1 pseudogene is annotated in these 469 nt (G+C 62.3%); it reads right to left on the bottom strand.

The features are described 5' to 3' along the window. Positions 1-469 (bottom strand): annotated as a pseudogene (locus tag ACFO1S_RS21565) (S-layer homology domain-containing protein); the annotation flags it as partial.

Raw genomic sequence — 469 nt, 5'->3', positions numbered from 1 at the left:
GCCGATATCGGCGAACGTCTTCTCGTGCCGCACGAGCGCGTACGTGCTGTTGGTCAAGCTGTTGATCGTGGCGTAGTACCGTCCGTCGCGCACGACGATCTTCGTCGGCACATGCCGGATGCTGCCGTCCGCTTCCAGCACGATTCCGGTCGTAATGGCCCCTGTGCCTTCAGGAATAGTCAGCGACCGCGCAACATAGCCGTTGAATCGGGCGATCTCAGTCGTCCGGTCGCCGGACTGGACCCTTACGGTGAATTCAAGCGGCGCCTCGGCCACCTTGAACCGTCCCTTCTCCGCCGCGCGCTCCAGCAATGCGCTCGTCTGCGACAATGCCTCGGAAACGACCACCTGTACCTTGACTTCTTCCAGCTTCGTTCCGCCGCTCAACTGAGCGATGACCTCCTGCGCAGGCAGCGTATAGACGCCACGGTCGGTGCGCAGCTCGATAACCGCCTGCTTGTCCGCCATG

This window comes from Cohnella boryungensis, assembly GCF_042651945.1.
Lineage (GTDB): Bacteria > Bacillota > Bacilli > Paenibacillales > Paenibacillaceae > Cohnella > Cohnella boryungensis.
The sequence above is the reverse complement of the archived record's forward strand: the minus strand, read 5'-3'. Positions and strand labels throughout refer to the sequence as shown.